Source organism: Pseudomonas sp. MIL19 (genome assembly GCF_028680365.1).
In the GTDB taxonomy this organism is placed as follows: Bacteria; Pseudomonadota; Gammaproteobacteria; order Pseudomonadales; family Pseudomonadaceae; genus Aquipseudomonas; species Aquipseudomonas spirodelae.
Window position 1 is genome coordinate 176,999 of the sequence record NZ_JAPPVG010000002.1, and the last position, 14,484, is coordinate 191,482.

The following is a 14,484-nucleotide window of genomic DNA, read 5'->3' on the forward strand; positions in this document are numbered from 1 at the left end:
TCGAAAAGCCCAGACAGCCGCCATACGCTGCAATAGCGCTGTTTGCTTGCTGCTTTGGAGCGGCCTAGGGTGTGCAGCGAAACGATGTAGGACTAACTGGCCAGTCGAGCCAAGCCACAAGGATGACCACCCAAGGTAGTAGAGGAACTAATTCACCGGCAGCACAACGCCCGCCGTAAATAGCGCATAAAAAACCATAGGTTCAGGAAGTGGCGCGCAACGGCGCATGGGCATTACTGGGTGTGGGTTTGCGGCAGATTTAGCGGGATGGTGCTTGGTTGCTCAGCACATACCAGCCACCAACGGCCTGACTCAGCGCCTGCTGCGCTTGCAGTACGGCGTCCGGATCTAGCTGCTGCAGCGCCAATTGCACAGTGTCGCCATGCTCTGCGGACAAGCCCGCCAGATGCGCCTGCCAGGCGTGCTCAGCCAGCCCTTCGCAGCTGCGCGATTGCACTTGCCACTGACGACTCAGGGCATCAGTGGCGCAGGCCAATGCAGGGTGATTCAGCTCAAGCAGGCAAGTGTTACGCGCCTGCAAAAATGCCTGAATATGCTCAACAATCGCCGCTCCATTGCAGCTCGGTGACTGCACGCCAAACAGCAACCCACGCCGGCCCTGGATCTGCCGGTAGCTGCAAAACACCGCATAACCAAGCTGCAGCTCACTGCGCAGGCGCTGATAGAACGCGCCCTGATGCAGATGCCCAAGCACGCGCCAGCAAGCCTCGGTCAACGCCGAGTCATCGGGCTGCGGGCAAAACAGCAACAGCGCCGACTCGCCCTCTGCCGCCAAGGTCCGCCAATGCTGCCCAGAGGCAACTAAGGGCAAACCGGCTGACACCGGCAATGGGTGCGCTGCGCTAAACAGCGCTTCAACCTGCTGTTGCTCGCACGCATCCAGCCCCACACCAAGCGCTTCGACGTGTACCTGACGATAGCGCTGCTGCAGCGTTGCCAGATCAAGCCGGACGTTATCAATAGGCTGCCGACGGAATAATTCGCTGCAATTCGCCAAGAGCTGACGGATTGGCATGGCCTGGCGCTCAAGCGCGGCACTTTCAACCGCTGAGCGCCAGTGTGCAGCATCGGCGTGCAGCAGTGCCGGCATGAGCAGTGCTATCGCACGTGGCAACAGGCTGGCACTGCCCTGCAAACACACACTCAAACTAGCGGCCTCGGCATCCAGAGTCAGGTTAATGCCAAGCTGAGCCAGGTGTTGGCGAACCTCACGCAAGCTAACCTGCGCCAGCCCAAGCAACAGCTCAGTCTCAAGTGGCTCGGTAAAGCAGCAGCGAGCGTGCCAGACGGCCATAGGAACAGGCTGGTCAGTAACAGCCTTGGGCGCGGGGAGCCAGGCGAAACCAGCTGAAACCTTAAGCACCGCACCCAGCTGCTGCGCCGGTAGCAATAAGGGGTTGAGCCCAGGCAACTGCCAGTAACCACGCAGGGCTGGTAATGACAATGCGGGAGCACACGCCATACGCAAGGGAAAACCCGCACCGGGCCAGCCAGGCAATACGTCGTTATCCGCCGTCACTGTGCAGCGGCGCAGCGGCTCCTGCAATTGCTGCAAGAGTATGCTCAGCGTTTCAGTGTCAGCGTGCGACGACTCTTGCCAGTAACGCGCCAAGGCCAGTGGCGTCATGCCATGCAGGCGATGAGGCTGAATCTGCAGATAACTTTCGAGGCAACGCGCAGGGTCAGCATGTGTATTAACAAAAGCCAGCCAGTCCAACAGCAAGGCAAGGCAGTCAGGCGCTGATGCCGCGCCACACACACTCACCAGCAGTAAAGCCTGACCGCCATGGCAGTAAGGCACCTGTACTTGCAGGCCCTGAGCCAAACCACGCTCGCGCAAGCCCGCAACCAGCCCCCCAGAGCTTTCATCCAATAACCAGCTTTGCAGCCAAGCCAAGGTTTCAACTGCTGAGGCCTCAGGTAAATCCAAGGCAAAGCCAAGATACAGGCTGTCCATTGCACCAGGCAGGTTCAGGCGCAAATGCTCAGTACGCCATGGCAACATCGGCAGCGGCAACACACGTGGCGTCGCCATCGCATCGGCCACAACCCGCCCATGACGTTGCGCCAAGGCGTAAAGCTGCTCAATCGGCTGCGGCGCAACGATACTCAGTTGGCAATTACCGGCGTGATAGAACGCCCGATGAAAAGCCCGCAACGCCTGCTGGAAGGCCACCTCGGCCACCGGCAGGCTGTCGCGATTACCCGCTTGAAACACCGCACTTCGATGCCCATCCGCCAACACCTGCCCCAACGCGGCACTGAGCAAGGTATCGGCATCCTGACCACGGGCCATAAATTCCGCATGCACCACTTCACGCTCGCGGACCTGGTCAACCTCCGCCAAAATCGGCTGGGCAACCATATCCAGCAGCCGTGCCAGCGCGCCGTCCAGAGACGCCGCCGGTACTTCACAGAAATATTCGGTGTAACGCGCCTGCGTGCTCGCATTCACGTGCCCGCCACAGGCTTGCACAAACGGCATCAAGCGCTGCTCAGCAGTGAATCCTTCACCGCCAAGAAACAGCAAATGCTCGAGAAAGTGGGCCAATCCGGGATAAGCCAGCGGCTCGTCATGACTGCCGGCATTGACCCGCAAACACAACGCTGCATGGCTTAACCAAGGCTGACTGAGCAGCATGACCGGCAAGCCGTTTTCCAGATGGCGGCTCACCGGTTGTATGCGCTGGTCAGAGGTGCAAGCAGGCAGATTAGGCATAACGGACAAAGCCGCAGCAAACATGAAAGAACGAGGATCGACTGCCTGACAGCGCAGCACAATTGTTCTTTAGATGTAGTCAGCGCCTACCCCTGAATCGCCCGCTGCGGCAGTTCTAGCGCGTCTATGGAGAGTCGCCGCGCTTAGATAAATGCCTGTTTAGCGACGCCGCGCGGCATGCGGTTTGTACCTGGCAGTTGTTGCAGCCGTTGCAACCAGGCAGCGCGAGGGCTCAAGGTGGATTTCGGCTTCGCTGTTTCAGCCGCTAACTGGGCAGCTTTCGCGGCTTTGGCCGCCGCACGCAGTTCGGCAAGGGTGGGTGTTTTACGTACTGGCTCTGCAGCGCCCTTTTCAACGGTGCGCAGGCAAAGCTTGCATGAAACCTGAGTAACATCCTGAGTACTTTTTAGGCTCAATCCTGTTCGCCCGCATGCAACATTGTCCTGAAGCGTGGAGTAATGAATTGCCAACGTGTTGTCTCCTGCATTTTTGGGGGCGCGGATTCTACACGGTTCGGCTGCAGGACAAAGGGCCTCACCTAAACAAAGTCAGCTTGTCGGAAAGTTGGTTTGTCCGTCTGAGCGGCAGGGGCTAAGACCTAGGCTCGCGCTGTAAGCGCGTGGTATTTCGGCGAGCCCGCGCAAAGCGCTGCCATATAACTGCCGTCATACCTATGCGACAATACGCGGAATATCCGGTATGAACCCCGCATTGATCACTCAGCCATTGGGCCGTAACGCCCTGATGTTGGTGTCGATGTGCGCCCGCTGGATCAACTCAAGCTCCATCTGGAGCAAACTGGAACAGCTGAATATTGGTATCCAATCGCTATCAACACCATTCAGCAAGCCGCAAGTCATTAATAGGTAAGACTTTTGATCTCCACCGCTAACATCACCATGCAATTCGGCGCCAAGCCACTTTTCGAGAACGTGTCCGTCAAATTTGGCGGTGGCAATCGCTATGGCCTGATCGGGGCCAACGGCTGTGGCAAGTCGACCTTTATGAAAATTCTCGGTGATGATCTGGAGCCATCCAGTGGCCAGGTGATGCTGGAGCCGAATGTTCGCCTGGGTAAGCTGCGCCAGGACCAGTTTGCCTACGAAGAATTTACGGTGATCGATACCGTGATCATGGGTCACGAAGAGCTGTGGGCGGTCAAAGCCGAGCGCGATCGCATCTATTCGCTGGCGGAAATGAGCGAAGAAGACGGCATGAAGGTCGGCGAGCTCGAAGGTGAGTTCGCCGAAATGGACGGCTACACCGCCGAGTCCCGCGCTGGCGAGTTGCTGCTCGGCCTGGGTATTCCGCTGGAGCAGCATTTCGGCCCGATGAGCGAAGTCGCGCCGGGCTGGAAACTGCGCGTATTGCTGGCGCAGGCACTGTTCTCCGATCCGGAAGTGTTGCTGCTCGATGAGCCAACCAACCACCTGGACATCAACACCATCCGCTGGCTGGAAAACATCCTCACCCAGCGCAACAGCACCATGATCATCATTTCTCACGACCGTCACTTCCTCAACAGCGTGTGCACCCACATGGCTGACCTGGATTACGGCGAGCTGCGCCTGTTCCCGGGCAACTACGATGAGTACATGACCGCTGCAACCCTGTCTCGCGAGCAGTTGCTGTCGGACAACGCCAAGAAGAAGGCGCAAATCAACGAGCTGCAAAGCTTTGTTAGCCGCTTCTCGGCCAACGCCTCGAAATCCAAGCAGGCATCGTCGCGCGCCAAGCAGATCGACAAGATCCAGCTGGCCGAGGTCAAGCCGTCCAGCCGCGTCAGCCCGTTCATTCGTTTCGAGCAGAACAAGAAGCTGCATCGCCAGGCAGTGATCATCGACAAAATGGCCAAGGGCTTTGACGGCAAAGCGCTGTTCAAGAACTTCAGCTTCCAGGTTGAAGCCGGCGAGCGCGTGGCGATTATCGGCCCGAACGGTATCGGTAAAACCACCCTGCTGCGCACCCTAGTCGGCGAACTGACCCCGGATGCCGGTAGCGTGAAATGGACCGATAGCGCGGAGCTGGGCTACTACGCCCAGGATCACGCCCACGACTTCGAACGCGACGACACCCTGTTCGATTGGATGGGCCAGTGGACCACCGGCGAGCAGATGATCCGCGGCACCCTTGGGCGCATGCTGTTCAGCAACGATGACATCCTCAAGTCGGTAAAAGTCATCTCAGGCGGTGAGCAAGGTCGCATGTTGTTCGGTAAGCTGATCCTGCAAAAGCCTAACGTGCTGGTGATGGACGAACCAACCAACCACCTGGACATGGAATCCATCGAAGCACTCAACCTGGCGCTGGAAAATTACCCCGGCACGCTGATCTTCGTCAGCCACGACCGTGAGTTCGTCGGTTCCCTGGCCACGCGCATCATCGAGCTGTCGGCCAATGGCATCACGGACTTCAGCGGCACTTACGACGACTACCTGCGCAGCCAGGGCGTGATCGTCTAAGAGTTGGCGAACACCTTGCCAGACGCCGGCTAAACGGCGAAGAAAAAGCCCCGTTCGCAGAACCTGTGAGCGGGGCTTTTTTGCGTACGCCTGACTTAAGCGTAGTGGCGACGAAGAAAGTCCACGAGCAGCTTATTCACCTGCTCAGCCTGCTCGTTCTGGATCCAGTGGCCGCAATCTTTCAGCACATGCTGTTCAAGCTGAGTGATGCGCTTGGGCATCTGCTTCAGCGTGTAGGCTTCGAGTGTGCCGACTGGATCCTTATCCCCGAGCAAAAACAGCGCCGGTTGTTCGATCTGCCGATCAGCCAGGGCCTCGGTACGCTGCCAGTTACGCTCGAAGTTGCGGTACCAATTGAGCGCGCCGTAAAAGCCGCGCCCCTCAAAAGCACTCAGGTAGTGCTCGAATGCCGCGTTGTCGCACCAAGCAGGCAAGGTGGCGGGATCATGCATGCCATCAAACAGCCCTGCCCCTGCGGGCTTTTCCTGCAGGAAGTGATCCTTAGGCGCGGCGGCAGAGGTGTTGTACATCATCATGCGCAGGGTGCGCGGTATGTCGGCATCCATTTCCGCCTCGGCGATGCCAGGCTCTTGGAAGTGCAGGATGTAATGAAAGCGCTCGGCATACAGCTGGCGCATAATGTCGATGGCCGGCTGCTTCGGCCGACCGCCAAACGGCACTGCCATCCCAACCACCGCCTTAACCCGATCGGGCTCAAGCAAAGCCAAGTGCCAGGCAATAGGCGCGCCCCAGTCGTGCCCCACCACACACACCTGCTGCTGACCGAGCTGGTCCATGGTGGCCTGGATGTCAGCGCAAATGGTCATCACGTCATAGGCGGCAGGATCGCGCGGCGCACTGCTCTGGCCATAGCCGCGCATTTCCGGGATGAGGACGCGATAACCCGCCGCTGCCAAAGGCGCAATCTGCTGTCGCCAAGAATGCCAGCACTCAGGAAAACCGTGCAGCAGCCAGACCCATCGACCTATTTTAGGGCCGGCACTGTAAAGGCTCAGGTCGATCCCGTTGACCTGAAGTATGTGGTGCTCAAGCTGATCCATATGCGTCTCCGTTATCTGCGGCCACTATGACAAAGGCGCATCCGAAGATGCGCCCTTATTCACCCGCCGAATACGCCTGCAGCAATCAGCCTTGCGCAGTACTCCAGTCAATCCACTGCAACTGCCAGGTCGCCAAAATCAACAAACCAAAGCCAATGCGATACCAGGCGAAGGCTGCGTAGCTGTGGTTACCGATAAACTTGAGCAGCGCCCGCACCGCAATCATGGCGAAGATAAACGAGGTGACAAAGCCAATGGCAAATACCGGAAAGTCGCTGGCCTGAAACATGTCGCGGTACTTGTAGCCGGAGTAAACAGCGGCGCCCACCATCGTCGGCATAGCCAGAAAGAACGAGAATTCGGTGGCCGCTTTGCGCGAAAGACCGAACAACAGGCCGCCAATAATGGTCGCGCCAGAGCGTGAAGTCCCTGGAATCATCGCCAGGCATTGGGCAAAGCCAATTTTCAACGCATCTTTCCAGGTCATCTCATCTACGCTTTCGGCGTGCACCAAATGGGTACGCCGCTCAGCCCACAGCATGATCACCCCGCCCACCGCCAGTGCTAGGGCCACAGTGATGGGGTTGAATAAGTAATGATGGATAAGATCAGCAAACAGCACACCCAGCGCCACGGCCGGCAGAAAGGCGATCAGCAGGTTGGCAGTAAAGCGTTGTGCTTGAGGCTCTTTCGGCAACCCAACAACAATGCCAATAATTTTGCGGCGGTACTCCCACACCACCGCGAGAATCGCCCCAAGCTGAATAATGATATTGAAGGCCATCGCCCGCTCACCGCCAAAGCCGATCAGGTCGGCCACGATGATCTGGTGCCCAGTACTGGAAATTGGCAAAAACTCGGTAATGCCTTCCACGATGCCCAGAATCAGTGCCTGAACAGCAACCCAAAGATCCATCCCCACTCCTAAAAGCGTGCCTTATTCAGCACGAACAACAAATTATGACGATGTATACGCAAGGGCTGTCGGACTGCCCGCCTTAAATAGGGTTCCGGGCGAACAGAAAAAACAGGCAAATCACATACTTAACCAGTAGCGGCGAAAATCCTAACAGAGAACCCACACACGCACCGCACTCGGATGCTTTACGGCCACGTAAAGCTTTAGGCATTAGCAAATACTGCACCTTAACTACCCGACTATTAGCCTAAGGTCTAAGGTAGAAAAACAATGCTCTTAACCTATAAGAAGCGAGCAAATGCCGAATCTCAAAAAGGAAGAAAAACGCTATGAATAGCCTGCGCAGCCTGCCGATAAACCGCCGTTTATGGCTAATTCTGGTGGTGGCTATCGCCATGCTGGTTATTCAAGGCGCCTTATTGCTCAAGCAGATTCGCACCGATCTTTACGCCGCCAAAGCAGAAAAGACCCAGCACGTGGTGCAGAGCGCGGCAGGCATTTTACAGCATTATCAAAGTTTGGAAGCGGCAGGCAGCCTGCCCCGCGATGACGCGCAGAAACAGGCAATGGAAACGATCCGCGGCCTGCGCTATGCCGGCCAGGAATACTTCTGGATCAATGACCAGACACCGGTAATGGTCATGCACCCGACCAACCCCAAACTGGAAGGCCAGAACCTCTCTGGATTCAAAGACCCAGATGGCAAAGCGCTATTCAATGAGATGGTGGCTATCAGCAAGAGCCAGGGCGCGGGACAGGTTGATTACCGCTGGCCCAAGCCCGGGGCGAGCGAGCCAGTACCCAAGATCTCCTACGTACAGCTGTTTCAGCCCTGGGGCTGGATCATCGGGTCCGGCGTCTATGTAGATGATGTGCAGACTGAGTTTAAAACCCAGGCGCTCAATACCATCGCGATTGGGCTGGCGATTGCTGTGTTGCTGATCTTACTGGTGGTGCTGATTGTGCGCAGTATCACCCAACCGCTGCAGCAAGCCGTCAGCGCGATGGCCAATATCGCCAGTGGCGATGGCGATCTGACGCGCAACCTCGACACCCACGGTAACGATGAACTGACCGCCCTGTCCCGTCACTTCAATGCTTTTACCGACAAACTGCGCCTGGTGATCAAACAGTCTCTTGAATCCGCCAGCCAGCTTGATGTCGCGGCCAAAGAACTGGGACAGATATCTGGCCAGTCACAACAGCACAGCGAACAGCAATCGCAACAGATGGAACTGGTTGCCACAGCGATTAACGAGGTGACCTATGGTGTGCAGGATGTGGCGAAAAATGCCGAGCACGCCTCCAGCGAAGTGCACGCCGCCGAAGACCAGGCCACTCAGGGCCAGCAAAATATTGAAGCCAGCCTGCGGCAAATTAACGAGCTGTCCGGCACGATTGACCAAGCCGTAGCCGTGATTCAGGCGTTAGCCCAAGAAAGCACGCAGATTGGCAGCGTATTGGAGGTGATTCGCTCGATTGCCGAACAGACCAACCTGCTGGCACTCAACGCCGCAATTGAAGCGGCCCGTGCCGGCGAGCAAGGTCGCGGCTTTGCCGTAGTGGCCGACGAGGTGCGCCTACTGGCACAACGCACGCAAAAATCCACGGCGGAAATCCAGGTGATGATCGAACGCCTGCAAGGCAACTCGGAAGCGGCGGTCAAGGTCATCCATGACAGCAGCAAAGCCTCCCAATTGACCATCGAGCAGGCCAGCCTGGCAGGTGCCAGCCTCACACAGATCGCCAGCGGGCTGCGTAACCTCAGCGGCTTGAACGCTTCCATCGCCAGCGCCACGCTGCAACAATCGCATGTGGTCGAAGACATCAACCAGAACGTCACCCAAGCCGCCAGCCTGGCGCATAACAATGCATTGGCCGCGCAGCAATCCAGCGATGCAGGGCAACACCTGGGCCAGTTGGCCGAGCAGCTAAACCGGCTGCTGAGTCAGTTCCGGGTATAAGGAAGACATGAGCAGCATGGAGCACCAGGAAGTTGACCTGAGCAAACCACAGAACCCAGATTTGATCTGGGACTTGGACAACATCGCCCGGCGAGAGCTGGCCGAACGTTTTATCAAGCTGTTCGAGAACCGCCTGTGCGTTTACTCGGAGTCGACGCGCCAGCTGTATACCAACTACGACCTGCACTTCCCCAGCGACCTAGGCCGCAAGATGGTGGTACTGCCCAACCCGTACGCGTTCCACGACACCCTGCACGGCATTGAAGCCCAGGCGATACGCAAGACGGGGCTGTGCGTGCTGCCCGGCGTGGTATTGAAAAAGCCAGGGCTGCTGCTGACGACCATGATCAAGGAAGGCGGCCCGGCACCAAAGACGATGCAATTCAAACCGGCCTTGGCGCAAATCATCAGCAACCAGAAAAAAGCCGGTGATATCTTCCTGCCGATCATGATCAAAGGCGATTTGCGTGAGTTTAATCAGCAAATGCCCTACATCCACCTGCACCGCTTACAAGTCAGTCGCCTGACTCGGCTGTCGACCTTTGAGCGTGAGGATATTCAGCAGACTATTACCCGCAAGCTTCTTATGCTCTATCGCCAGGCCGACAGCCTCAGCTGCTAATACAACCCGCGGGTCTAGCCCATACAAAAACGGGCCCTCGTTACCGAGGGCCCGTTTTGTTATTTATCGCAAAAATTCGGAGCAGCAACCGCTACTGCTGGCTGACCCAAAATACTGCGCTGACGACGAAGATTACAATCAAGGCAAAAATAGCCTTGGCATCGACTGCGCTGTCAGCACTGTCCGGCTCGCTATGTTCGGTCATGGACTACCCCTCTTGTTATGTTTTTAGGTCAATCGCCTACTGCAGTTAAGACCAGCGCAGTCGCTTGCTCAAGCCGGGCAGCGATGTTCAGCGACGTGCTTATCTCATTAAGTTCTTTCCATATACTCAAACATCACTTTTGCGCATAACTCCGAGCTGGTATCTTCCTCGGCCTCCGCCAGGACTGCGCGGCCGTGCGCGCTGATTAGCTGTAAAAAGCCTGATAACAGGACACTCCATGTACGTATACGACCAGTACGACCAAAAAATCGTCGAAGACCGCGTTAAGCAGTACCGCGATCAAACCCGCCGTTACCTGGCTGGCGAACTGAGCGGCGAAGAATTCCGCCCGCTGCGCCTGCAGAATGGCCTGTACATTCAACGCTTTGCGCCCATGTTGCGGGTTGCCGTGCCATACGGCCTGATGTCGTCTGCACAAGTGCGCATGCTGGCCAAGATTGCCCGCGACTACGACAAGGGCTATGCGCACATCAGTACCCGCCAGAACGTGCAGTTCAACTGGCCGGACCTGGAAGATGTGCCCGATATTCTTGCTGAACTGGCCACCGTGCAGATGCACGCGATTCAGACCAGCGGCAACTGCATCCGCAACACCACCACCGACCAGTTTGCCGGTGTGGCCAAGGATGAACTCATCGACCCGCGTCCATGGTGCGAGATCATCCGTCAGTGGTCGACCTTCCACCCTGAGTTCACCCACCTGCCGCGCAAGTTCAAGATTGCTGTGAACGGTGCAGTCAGCGATCGCGCCGCAGTAGAAGTGCACGACATCGGCCTGGAAGCGGTACAGAACGCTGCCGGCGAGCTGGGCTTCCGGGTTTCCGTCGGTGGCGGCCTGGGCCGTACGCCGATTGTCGGCAGCTTTATCAACGAATTCCTGCCGTGGCAGCACCTGATCAGTTACCTCGACGCCATCCTGCGTGTGTACAACCGCTATGGCCGTCGTGATAACAAGTACAAGGCGCGGATCAAGATTCTGGTGAAGGCGTTGACCCCTGAAGTGTTCGCCGAGCGTGTGAATGCTGAATGGGCCCACCTGAAAGATGGCCCGACCACCCTGACCGAAGCTGAAGTGGCGCGCGTTGCCGCGCACTTTATCGACCCCAGCTATAAAGCTCTCGACGATCAGGATGCCGCGCTGGTAGCCCTGGATGCCGAACACCCAGGCTTTGCCCGCTGGCGTCAGCGCAACACCTTTGCCCACAAGAAACCCGGCTATGTCGCCGTCACCCTGTCGCTCAAGCCGACTGGCGTCGCACCGGGCGATGTCACCGACAAGCAGTTTGATGCGATTGCCGACTTGGCCGATCGCTACAGCTTCAGTGAAGTGCGCAACAGCCATAACCAGAACATCATTCTGGCCGACGTCGAACAAGCCCAGCTGTTTACCCTCTGGGGCGAGCTGCGCGAACATGGTTTCGCAACGCCAAACGTGGGCCTGCTGACCGACATCATCTGCTGCCCAGGTGGCGACTTCTGCTCGCTGGCCAACGCCAAGTCGATCCCGATTGCCGAAGCCATTCAGCGCCGCTTTGATGACCTGGATTACCTGTTCGACATCGGCGAAATCGACCTGAACATCTCCGGCTGCATGAACGCCTGTGGTCACCACCACGTCGGCCATATCGGCATTCTCGGGGTGGACAAGAAAGGCCAGGAGTTCTATCAGGTGTCGCTCGGCGGCAGCGCTGGCCGTGATGCCAGCCTGGCGCAGATCCTCGGTCCATCCTTCGCCGAAGCGGACATGGCGGACGTGATCGACAAAATCGTCAAGGTCTATGTCGAGCGTCGTACTGCCGAAGAGAGCTTCCTCGACACCTTCCGCCGTATTGGTGTTGCACCGTTCAAGGAGCGCGTATATGCAGCGAATCATTAAGAACGGCCAGCTGGTCGATGAAAGCTGGCACCTGCTGCCCAAAGACGCCACGTTGGACGGTATTTCCAACTGCGACGATCTGATCGTGCCACTGGCTCTTTGGGTTGAGCACAGTACGGCGCTCAAGGCCCGCGACGGCGGCCTGGGCGTATGGCTGGATGCGGGTGAGGAAATCGAAGAAATCGCCGACCAGCTGGATAACTTCCAAGTTATCGCGCTGAATTTCCCGGCCTTTACCGATGGCCGTCATTGCTCCACCGCCTACCTGTTGCGCAATCGCTACGGTTACACCGGTGAAGTGCGTGCCATCGGCGACGTGCTGCGCGATCAGCTGTTCTCCTACCTGCGCGTGGGCTTCGATGCCTTCGCCCTGCGTGAAGACAAAGACCCGCTGGACGCGCTGAAAGCCTTCGAGGAGTTCAGCGAGGTCTACCAGGCCTCCGCGGATCAGCCGCTGCCGCTGTTCCGCCGCCGCGCCTAAGTCAGCGCTGTAACGCAAAAGGCCCGGTAATCCGGGCCTTTTCATATCTGCGTTAGTTAGCCCAAATTGACCAGCACACGCCCCACTTGTTTACCCGCCAGCACCTGCGCAATAGCTGCCGGTAACTGCTCAAGCGTCACTTCGCTGACCAGCGCATCCAGATTGACCTTCCACTGCAGCGACAGCTTGTCCCACATCGACGCCTTGACCACCAGTGGCAGCTCGACCGAGTCGACCCCCAGCAGATTCACCCCACGCAAGATAAACGGCAGCACACTGCCCTTGAAGCCCACGCCAGCCGTCAGCCCGCAACAGGCAGCGCTGGCACCATAGCGCAGCGATTTGACCACGTTAAACAGAAGATCTCCGCCTACGCAATCCACCGCACCGGCCCACTGTTCCTTGAGCATTGGCTTATCGGCGCCCTCCAGCAGTTCGGAACGCAGGACAATCTGCTGCGCGCCCAGCGCCTTGAGGTAATCGCCCTGCTCCGTTTTACCGGTCGATGCCGCCACCCGATAACCCAGAGTGGTCAGCAACGCTACCGCGACACTGCCAACGCCACCGGTGGCACCGGTCACCAGTACGGTGCCCGCATCAGGCGTCAGCCCGCTTTGTTCTAGCTTGTCTACACACAGCGCTGCGGTCAGCCCAGCCGTGCCGAGCACCATGGCCTCACGCAGCGACAAGCCCTTTGGCCGTTTCAGCGCCCAGCTAGCGGGAATACGGATGTATTGGGCAAAACCACCCGAGGTGTTCATGCCCAAGTCATAACCGGTGACGATCACCTCATCGCCAGCACTGAACTCAGCCACGTTAGAAACCTCCACCACACCAGCAGCATCAATGCCCGGGGTATGCGGGAAGCTTTTGGTGACGCCGCGGTTGCCAGTGGCAGACAAGGCATCCTTGTAATTGAGCGACGAATACTTGACCCGAATCAGCAGCTCACCAGCCGGCAAGTCGTCGATCTCACCCTGCACAATCACCTGTTCGAAACCACCCGCTGCACTTTCACGGGCCTGCAATGCACTGAACTTGCTCATACTCTTCCTCTGTATGACGGATCGATTACCAGAAACGCTGTTGATTCAACCGGCTCAGCCAGCTCAGGACGAAACGGTCTAGCGCAATGCTTCCCGCCAGCCCAACGCGCTCCTGCAGGGATTTCTTCTCGGCATAGTGCAAATGGAACAGTTCGGCGCTCTTCGCCCGCTCTGCCAGGTATTCGTCACTGGTCTTCAGTTCATCGACCAGCTGCTTTTCCAGCGCTGTTAAGCCAAGCCAGACTTCACCGGTGGCAATTTGATCGATATCCAGCTGCGGCCGGTAGCGCGCAACGAAGCCTTTGAACAACTCATGGGTGGCCTCCAGGTCTTCCTGAAATTTCTCCCGCCCCTTCTCTGTGTTCTCACCAAATACCGTCAGGGTGCGCTTATATTCGCCGGCGGTCAGTACCTCAAAATCGATGTCATGTTTTTTCAGCAGGCGGTGCACGTTAGGCAACTGCGCCACCACACCAATCGAGCCGAGGATGGCAAATGGTGCAGAAATAATCTTCTCACCGATACAGGCCATCATGTAGCCGCCACTGGCCGCGACCTTGTCAATGCAGATGGTCAGCGGCACGCCCGCCTGGCGAATGCGCGCCAGCTGCGAAGAGGCCAAACCATAGCTGTGCACCATGCCACCGCCGCTTTCCAGGCGCAGTACCACTTCATCCTGCGGCGTGGCCATACTCAGCAAGGCGGTAATCTCGTGACGCAGGCTGTCGGTGGCCGAGGCTTTGATATCGCCATCAAAATCCAGCACATAGACGCGCGGTTTGTGCACAGCGGCCTTTTTTTCCTGCTTTGCAGCTTTGGCTTCAGCTTTGCTGACGGCCTTTAGCTGATCTTTATCGAGCACCGCGTGCTCCATGCGCTGCTGCAACTGCTTGAAGAAGTCATTGAGCTTGTTCACCTGCAGTTCGCCCGTGCGCTGACGGCCCTTGCTGCGTAGTGCAGCAATCGTCACCAGCACGACGAGAATGGCCACAACCAAGGTCACTGTCTTAGCCAGAAAGCCAATGTACTCTGCAAAAAACTCCACGAATTCCCCCTTACCCCGATGGCAGCGCCCGTAAATCGTTAA

General features: G+C 57.6%; 11 protein-coding genes and 2 pseudogenes. 7 read left to right on the top strand and 6 right to left on the bottom strand.

The window, feature by feature from the left end; translation table 11 throughout:
* Positions 1-259: 259 nt before the first annotated feature.
* Both pqqF and N1078_RS02590 read right to left on the bottom strand, forming a co-directional pair.
* The gene (gene pqqF, locus N1078_RS02585; RefSeq protein WP_274086640.1) at positions 260-2,695 is read right to left on the bottom strand and encodes a pyrroloquinoline quinone biosynthesis protein PqqF; all 2,436 of its coding nucleotides are present in this window, start codon (positions 2,693-2,695) and stop codon (positions 260-262) included.
* A gap of 188 nt (positions 2,696-2,883) precedes the next feature.
* Positions 2,884-3,210, bottom strand: coding sequence for a hypothetical protein (locus tag N1078_RS02590; RefSeq protein WP_274086641.1), 327 nt, complete (start codon positions 3,208-3,210; stop codon positions 2,884-2,886).
* 229 nt (positions 3,211-3,439) lie between these two features.
* Here N1078_RS02590 and N1078_RS02595 point away from each other — a divergent pair, with 229 nt between their 5' ends.
* Positions 3,440-3,610 carry an integrase gene (locus N1078_RS02595; protein ID WP_337993293.1) on the top strand — a complete coding sequence of 57 codons (171 nt, stop codon included), beginning with the start codon at positions 3,440-3,442 and terminating at the stop codon, positions 3,608-3,610.
* A gap of 5 nt (positions 3,611-3,615) precedes the next feature.
* Complete coding sequence (locus N1078_RS02600; RefSeq protein ID WP_274086642.1) at positions 3,616-5,202, top strand: ABC-F family ATPase; 1,587 nt, start codon at positions 3,616-3,618, stop codon at positions 5,200-5,202.
* Positions 5,203-5,297: 95 nt separating this feature from the next.
* Here N1078_RS02600 and N1078_RS02605 read toward each other — a convergent pair whose 3' ends face one another.
* Positions 5,298-6,263, bottom strand: coding sequence for an alpha/beta fold hydrolase (locus tag N1078_RS02605; protein ID WP_274086643.1), 966 nt, complete (start codon positions 6,261-6,263; stop codon positions 5,298-5,300).
* Between the two features lie 85 nt (positions 6,264-6,348).
* Entirely contained in the window at positions 6,349-7,179 is an 831-nt protein-coding gene (locus N1078_RS02610; RefSeq protein WP_274086644.1) for an undecaprenyl-diphosphate phosphatase, read from the bottom strand.
* 398 nt (positions 7,180-7,577) lie between these two features.
* Between N1078_RS02610 and N1078_RS19560 the strand changes: the two are divergent.
* From N1078_RS19560 to N1078_RS02630, 5 genes and pseudogenes are all read left to right on the top strand, one after another.
* Positions 7,578-8,240 (top strand): annotated as a pseudogene (locus N1078_RS19560) (cache domain-containing protein); the annotation flags it as partial.
* A gap of 366 nt (positions 8,241-8,606) precedes the next feature.
* Positions 8,607-9,146: pseudogene (locus N1078_RS19565) on the top strand (methyl-accepting chemotaxis protein); the annotation flags it as partial.
* A gap of 7 nt (positions 9,147-9,153) precedes the next feature.
* Positions 9,154-9,768: a hypothetical protein gene (locus N1078_RS02620; protein ID WP_274086646.1), complete on the top strand. Its 615-nt coding sequence runs from the start codon at positions 9,154-9,156 to the stop codon at positions 9,766-9,768.
* Positions 9,769-10,211: 443 nt separating this feature from the next.
* Positions 10,212-11,870 carry a nitrite/sulfite reductase gene (locus tag N1078_RS02625; RefSeq protein WP_274086647.1) on the top strand — a complete coding sequence of 553 codons (1,659 nt, stop codon included), beginning with the start codon at positions 10,212-10,214 and terminating at the stop codon, positions 11,868-11,870.
* Positions 11,854-12,351 carry a DUF934 domain-containing protein gene (locus N1078_RS02630; RefSeq protein ID WP_274086648.1) on the top strand — a complete coding sequence of 166 codons (498 nt, stop codon included), beginning with the start codon at positions 11,854-11,856 and terminating at the stop codon, positions 12,349-12,351. The genes N1078_RS02625 and N1078_RS02630 overlap by 17 nt, the downstream gene beginning before the upstream one ends.
* A gap of 56 nt (positions 12,352-12,407) precedes the next feature.
* On the opposite strand, the gene N1078_RS02635 is transcribed toward N1078_RS02630, so the two are convergent.
* Both N1078_RS02635 and sohB read right to left on the bottom strand, forming a co-directional pair.
* Positions 12,408-13,397, bottom strand: a complete 990-nt coding sequence (locus N1078_RS02635) for a YhdH/YhfP family quinone oxidoreductase (RefSeq protein ID WP_274086649.1) — start codon at positions 13,395-13,397, stop codon at positions 12,408-12,410.
* 25 nt (positions 13,398-13,422) lie between these two features.
* Complete coding sequence (sohB, locus tag N1078_RS02640; protein WP_274086650.1) at positions 13,423-14,442, bottom strand: protease SohB; 1,020 nt, start codon at positions 14,440-14,442, stop codon at positions 13,423-13,425.
* Between the last annotated feature and the right edge of the window lie 42 nt (positions 14,443-14,484).